Raw genomic sequence first — 5,804 nt, 5'->3', positions numbered from 1 at the left:
GTGCTCAAGGGCGCGGTCGTCGGCGGCGGCCTGGAACTGGCGGCCGCCGCGCACATCCGCGTCGCCGAACCCTCGGCGTTCTACGCGCTGCCGGAGGGCCAGCGCGGGCTGTTCGTCGGCGGCGGCGCGTCGGTGCGGGTGCCGCGGCTGATCGGCGCGCACCGGATGGCCGACATGATGCTCACCGGCCGGGTGCTCGACGCCGACGAGGGCCACGCCGCCGGGTTGTCGCACTACCGCGTGGACAACGGCCTGGAGCACGCGCTCGGCCTGGCGCGCAAGATCGCGGACAACTCGCCGATCACGAACTTCGCCGTCCTGCAGGCCCTCCCCCGCATCGCCGAGGCCAACCCGGCCGAGGGCTACCTGATGGAGGCGCTGATGGCCGCCGTCGCCAGTGGCAGCGCCGAAGCGAAGGAACGGATGCAGGCGTTCCTCGAAAAGCGCGCCGGGAAGGTCGGCCGATGATCCTGCGCCCGGTCGCCCCCGACGTCCGCGAAACCACCGAGATCGGCCGGTACCTGCGGTGGCTGGAAGCCCGCGGGCACTCCTTCGACGACTACGCGGCCCTGCACCGGTGGTCGGTGACCGACCTCGGCGGCTTCTGGTCCTCGATCAAGGACTTCTTCGGCGTCCGCCTGCACACCCCGGCCACCGCGGTGGTGCCCGACCGGACCATGCCCGGCACGGAATGGTTCCCGGGCGCGACCGTCAACTACGCCGAACACGCCCTCGGCCACGGCCCCGGCGACGCCGCCGCGGTCATCGCCTACTCCCAGACGCGGGAGCGCACCGAGCTGACCTGGGACCAGCTGCGCGACCAGGTCGCGCGCGCCCGCGCGGGGCTGGCCCGGCTCGGGGTCGGGCGCGGCGACCGCGTCGTCGCCTACCTGCCGAACATCCCGGAAGCCGTGGTCGCCTACCTCGCGGTCGCGAGCCTGGGTGCCATCTGGGCCTCCTGCGCGCCCGAGTTCGGCGCCCGGTCGGTGGTCGACCGGTTCGGCCAGATCGAGCCGCGGGTGCTGCTGACGGTGTCCGGCTACCGCTACGGCGCCAAGGACGTCGACCGCCGCGCCGAAGTCGCCGAAATCCGCCCGGGCCTGCCCACCGCCGAGCACGTCGTGCACGTCCCCTACGGCGGCGAGGACCTGCCCGGCACGCTCGCCTGGGCCGATCTACTCACCAAAAGCGCCCCCGGGTTCGAACCGGTCGGCTTCGCGCACCCGTTGTGCGTGCTGTTCTCCTCCGGCACCACGGGCAAGCCGAAGGCGATCGTGCACGGCCACGGCGGCATCCTGCTGGAACACCTCAAGAACCACGGCCTCAGCTGGGACCTGCGCCCGGGCGACCGGATCCTGTGGTTCTCCACCACCGCCTGGATGATGTGGAACGCGCTGGTGTCGGGGCTGCTCACCGGCGCGTCGATCGTGCTGGTCGACGGCAACCCGCTGCACCCGGACCTGGCCTGGCAGTGGCGCCTGGCCGAGGAGACGCGCGCGACGCTGATGGGCGCGAGCCCGGGATTCCTGATGGCGTGCCGGAAAGCGGGCCTCGACCCGGCCGCCGAGCACGACCTCTCCGCGCTGCGGCAGCTCGGCGCGGCCGGCAGCCCGCTGCCCGCCGAAGGCTTCCGCTGGGTGCACGAGCGGTTCCCGGGCGTCCTGCTCAACGTCGGCAGCGGCGGCACCGACGTGTGCAGCGGCATCGTCCAGGGCAGCCCGCTGCAGCCGGTGCGGGCCGGCGAAATCTCCGGCCCCTGCCTCGGCGTCGACGCGAAGGCGTTCGACGAGCACGGTGCCCCGGTCGTCGGGGAACTGGGCGAGCTGGTGATCACCGCCCCGATGCCGTCGATGCCGGTGGGGTTCTGGGGCGACGACTCGGGTGAGCGCTACCGCGACACATACTTCTCGACCTATCCCGGCGTCTGGCGCCACGGCGACTGGATCCGGTTCACGCCCGAGGGGAGCTGTGTCATCGCCGGCCGCTCGGACGCCACCCTCAACCGCGGCGGCGTCCGGCTGGGCACCGCCGAGTTCTACGCCGTCGTCGAGGAGCTCCCGGAGATCGAGGACTCCCTCGTCGTGCACCTCGAAGACCCCGCCGGCGGCAACGGCGACCTCCGGCTGTTCGTGGCGCTGCGGTCCGGCGCCGAACTCGACGACGCCTTGCGCGGCAAGATCGCCTCGGCGCTGCGGAGCGCGCTCTCGCCGCGGCACGTGCCGGACGCGATCACCGCCGTGCCGTCGATCCCCCGCAACCGCACCGGGAAGAAACTGGAGCTGCCGGTGAAGAAACTGCTCCGCGGCGCACGACCGGACGACGTCGCCGCGCGAGACGTCCTGGCCCCTCCCGGGTCGCTGCAGGCGTACGTCTCGATCGCCGGAGGGCGGGCTTCACCGTCGGGCACAGCTCAGACCCCGCCGGCCACGCGGCGAAACCCCGCCGGATCACCACCATCGCGGTCGTCGGGACCGGCGTGATCGGGGCCGGCTGGGCCGCGCACTTCCTCGCCCGCGGCTACGACGTCGTCGCCACCGATCCGGCGCCCGGCGCCGAAGACCGCCTGCGCGCCGACGTCGCCGCGCACTGGCCCACGCTGATCCGGCTCGGCCTCGCCGAAGGCGCTTCGCAGGAGCGGCTGAGCTTCGCCACCGACGCCGGCGCCGCGGTGGCGGACGCGGATTTCGTGCAGGAGAACGGACCCGAGCGCGAAGACGTCAAGCACCGCCTGTTCGCCGTGCTCGACGAGGCCGCGCGGCCGGAGGTGATCCTGGCGAGCAGCTCGTCCGGGCTGCTGCCGAGCGTCATCGCGCGCGGCTGCCCGAAGCACCCCGAGCGCGTGGTCGTCGGGCACCCGTTCAACCCGCCGCACGTGATCCCGCTCGTGGAAGTCGTCCCGGGCACCGAAACCACGCCCGAGGTCGTCGACCGCGCGGTCGAGTTCTACACCGCGGCCGGCAAGCGGCCGATCCGGCTGACGCGGGAGGTACCCGGCCACGTCGCGAACCGGCTGCAGGCCGCGCTGTGGCAGGAGGCGTACTCCCTCGTCGAACGCGGCGTCGCGACGGTCGCCGACATCGACGCCGCCATCGCCAACGGGCCCGGTCTGCGCTGGGCCGTGCTCGGCCCGTTCGTCAACCAGCACCTCTCCGGTGGCGCGGGCGGGCTCGCGCACATCCTGCGGCACCTCGGCCCGCCCACCGAGCAGTGGTGGCGCGACCTGGGCCGCGTCCACCTGACGCCGGAACTCGCCGAGACCCTCGTCGCCGGCGTCGACGCCGAACTGGCCGGCACCGACCACGACCGGCTCGTCGCCGCCCGCGACGCCGTCCTCGACCAGCTGCTGGCCGCCAAGGCCGCGCAGCCCGACCTGCCCTGACCCTGGAGCTCCTCGTGGACCTTTCCTCCCTGACCGCCATCGACGTCCACACCCACGTCGAACAAGACGGCCACGGCTGCTTCGCCCTCGACCAGGAACTGCTGGACGCCTCCGCGAAGTACTTCCGCGCCGGCCAGGACCGCACGCCGACGGTGACCGCGATCGCCGAGCACTACCGGGCCCGGCAGATGGCCGCCGTCGTCTTCACGGTCGAGGCGCCGGCCGCGACCGGCCACCCCGCGCTCTCGAGCGAGGAGATCGCCGACGCCGCCGCCGAGCACGCCGACGTCCTCATCCCGTTCGGCTCGGTCGACCCGCACGCCGGCAAGGCCGCCGTGCTCCGCGCGCGGCGGCTCGTGGCCGAGCACGGGGTGCGCGGGTTCAAGTTCCACCCGAGCCTGCAGGCGTTCGAGCCCAACGACGTCCGGTACTACCCGCTCTACGAGGCGATCGCCGAACTGGGTGTTCCGGCCCTGTTCCACACCGGGCAGACCGGCATCGGCGCCGGCCTGCCGGGCGGGCACGGCATCAAGCTGCGGTACTCGAACCCGATGCTGCTCGACGACGTCGCCGCGGATTTCCCGGACCTGACGGTGATCCTGGCGCACCCGTCGGTGCCGTGGCAGGACGAAGCGATCTCGGTCGCGACGCACAAGGCGAACGTGTACATCGACCTGTCGGGCTGGTCGCCGAAGTACTTCCCACCGCAGCTGGTCCGCGCGGCCAACACCCTGCTGAAGCGGAAAGTCCTGTTCGGGTCCGACTTCCCGGTGATCACCCCGGACCGCTGGCTCGCCGACTTCGCCGAGCTGGAGCTCAAGGACGAAGTGCGGCCGCTGATCCTCAAGGACAACGCCATCGAAGTACTCCGGCTGGCTTGAACGCCGGATAGCGTTTGTCCGCTACGTCCCCGGGCATCCGCAGCCTTCCAGCACTCACGATGGGAGGCGGCGTCGTGGCGGAGGGTGACGTGCACACCTACTACGAAGACGGACTGTGGAAGAACCGCGTCGAAGGCGGCCGCCGGGCGTCCAACACCTCTCCTCGCCGCGTCGACGCCGTCCTGGCGGGGCGGCAGATCGCGCGCAAGCGCCGGGTCGGGCACTTCGTCCACACGCCGGAAGGCGACGTCGAAACCGAACGCGACTTCCGCCCCCGGGGCACCGAGCGCGGCGGCGACACCCCGTCACGACCGCGGTAACGGATCACCCGACGGCCGTGCTGCAGCTCAACCCGGACAGCGCGGCCGGCACGGTGGTGAAGGACGGCCTCGAGATCCCCGTCCTGCGGATCGGCGAAAAGTACTACTTCGAGTTCAGCGACTCGCTGGTCGACCTTCAAGCCGGGCGAGCGGTGACGTTCGCGGGCGCACCGGGCTGAGCTTCTCGAGCCCGGACGGCACGATGAACCAGGCCCGCACCCGGCGCTTCCTTCCGTGGCAAGGGCCGAGGCGGGCGGGACGGTGGTGAGTCCTCAGCGGCTCACGGGCGGGCCAGCAGGGCCCACACCGTCTTCCCGCCCGAGCGGGACCGGCTGCTCCCCCACCGCTTCGCGACCTTCGTGATCATCCGCAGCCCCAGCCCCACGCGGGCCAGGTCGAGGCCCTCCCGCAGCACCGCCGGCCGCCGGCTCTCGTCGGAGACCGCCACCGACAGGGTTCCGCGGCGCAGCTCCAGCCGCAGCCGCGGCGCCGAATCCGTGTGGCGGAGCGTGTTCTCGACCAGCTCGGTCGCGATCAGCTCGGCGTCCTCGGCCAGCTCCGGCACCATCCACTCGGCGCAGATCCCGCGGACGAATCCGCGGGCACGCGCCGACGTGCGCGGCGAGCGGTCGAGCAGGCGGCCCACCCTTCGCCCGGCCGGGCGGGTCAGCGCCGCCTCCGCCGTGGCGGTGTCCGCGTACACCGGCACGCCGCTCGCCGCGAGCGCCGCGCGCTGCTCCGGGCGGCCCGTCACCAACGCGAACGGGATCGCGGGCCACTCGCCGACACACAGGGCGACCAGGGCGAACACCCGGATCAGCGCCCGGTCGCGCAGTTCGAGGCGCTCGACGTCGATCAGCACGCCGTCCTCGGAATCGGCCGCGAACTCGAGCAACTCGTCGCGCAGCTGCGAGTACGTCGTCCGGTCCAGCACGCCGACGGCGGACGCCTTCGCGAGTGCGCCGTGCCGGGGCACCAGCCACACCGAATTGTGCCGGGCGAGCACCGGGACCACCTCCTCTCACGACGATCACCCGATCGGATAGCCCGTCCGGAACCCGTCAAACAACGCGTTTCCCCGATTGACGCGGCCGATCGGGGGAACTCCGCGGCTCGGAAGGGAGACGATGTGTTCCGTCACACGAAGCTGCTGCAGTTCGAAGCCAAGCCCGAAAAGCCGGATGCCGTCTACGCCCGCAAGCTCCAGGAACTCATCGGCGGCGC

General features: G+C 72.6%; 8 protein-coding genes. 7 read left to right on the top strand and 1 reads right to left on the bottom strand.

All coding sequences use genetic code 11. The features are described 5' to 3' along the window. From ACFVYA_RS49195 to ACFVYA_RS49170, 6 genes are all read left to right on the top strand, one after another. A partial coding sequence (locus ACFVYA_RS49195) for a crotonase/enoyl-CoA hydratase family protein (protein ID WP_387055477.1) occupies window positions 1–468 on the top strand: 468 nt, incomplete at its 5' end. Continuing rightward, window positions 465–2,480 (top strand): acetoacetate--CoA ligase, encoded by a 2,016-nt coding sequence (locus ACFVYA_RS49190; RefSeq protein WP_387055475.1) that lies wholly within the window; start codon window positions 465–467, stop codon window positions 2,478–2,480. The genes ACFVYA_RS49195 and ACFVYA_RS49190, both read left to right, overlap by 4 nt. Continuing rightward, window positions 2,447–3,379 (top strand): 3-hydroxyacyl-CoA dehydrogenase NAD-binding domain-containing protein, encoded by a 933-nt coding sequence (locus tag ACFVYA_RS49185; RefSeq protein ID WP_387055481.1) that lies wholly within the window; start codon window positions 2,447–2,449, stop codon window positions 3,377–3,379. The genes ACFVYA_RS49190 and ACFVYA_RS49185 overlap by 34 nt, the downstream gene beginning before the upstream one ends. Before the next feature lie 14 nt (window positions 3,380–3,393). Continuing rightward, entirely contained in the window at window positions 3,394–4,260 is an 867-nt protein-coding gene (couO, locus tag ACFVYA_RS49180) for a 4-hydroxyphenyl-beta-ketoacyl-CoA hydrolase (RefSeq protein WP_387055473.1), read from the top strand. Between the two features lie 74 nt (window positions 4,261–4,334). After that, the gene (locus ACFVYA_RS49175) at window positions 4,335–4,580 is read left to right on the top strand and encodes a DUF2188 domain-containing protein (RefSeq protein ID WP_285990517.1); all 246 of its coding nucleotides are present in this window, start codon (window positions 4,335–4,337) and stop codon (window positions 4,578–4,580) included. Between the two features lie 17 nt (window positions 4,581–4,597). Further along, the gene (locus ACFVYA_RS49170; protein WP_387055471.1) at window positions 4,598–4,759 is read left to right on the top strand and encodes a hypothetical protein; all 162 of its coding nucleotides are present in this window, start codon (window positions 4,598–4,600) and stop codon (window positions 4,757–4,759) included. Between the two features lie 101 nt (window positions 4,760–4,860). On the opposite strand, the gene ACFVYA_RS49165 is transcribed toward ACFVYA_RS49170, so the two are convergent. After that, complete coding sequence (locus tag ACFVYA_RS49165) at window positions 4,861–5,586, bottom strand: ATP-binding protein (protein ID WP_387055470.1); 726 nt, start codon at window positions 5,584–5,586, stop codon at window positions 4,861–4,863. A gap of 123 nt (window positions 5,587–5,709) precedes the next feature. On the opposite strand from ACFVYA_RS49165, the gene ACFVYA_RS49160 reads away from it, so the two are divergent. Then, window positions 5,710–5,804, top strand: a 95-nt coding sequence (locus ACFVYA_RS49160; RefSeq protein ID WP_387055479.1) for a manganese catalase family protein, incomplete at its 3' end; no start/stop codon positions are given.

The sequence above is a fragment of the Amycolatopsis sp. NPDC058278 genome, assembly GCF_042881395.1.
GTDB lineage: Bacteria > Actinomycetota > Actinomycetes > Mycobacteriales > Pseudonocardiaceae > Amycolatopsis.
This window is presented reverse-complemented; position numbering and strand designations above follow the sequence as displayed.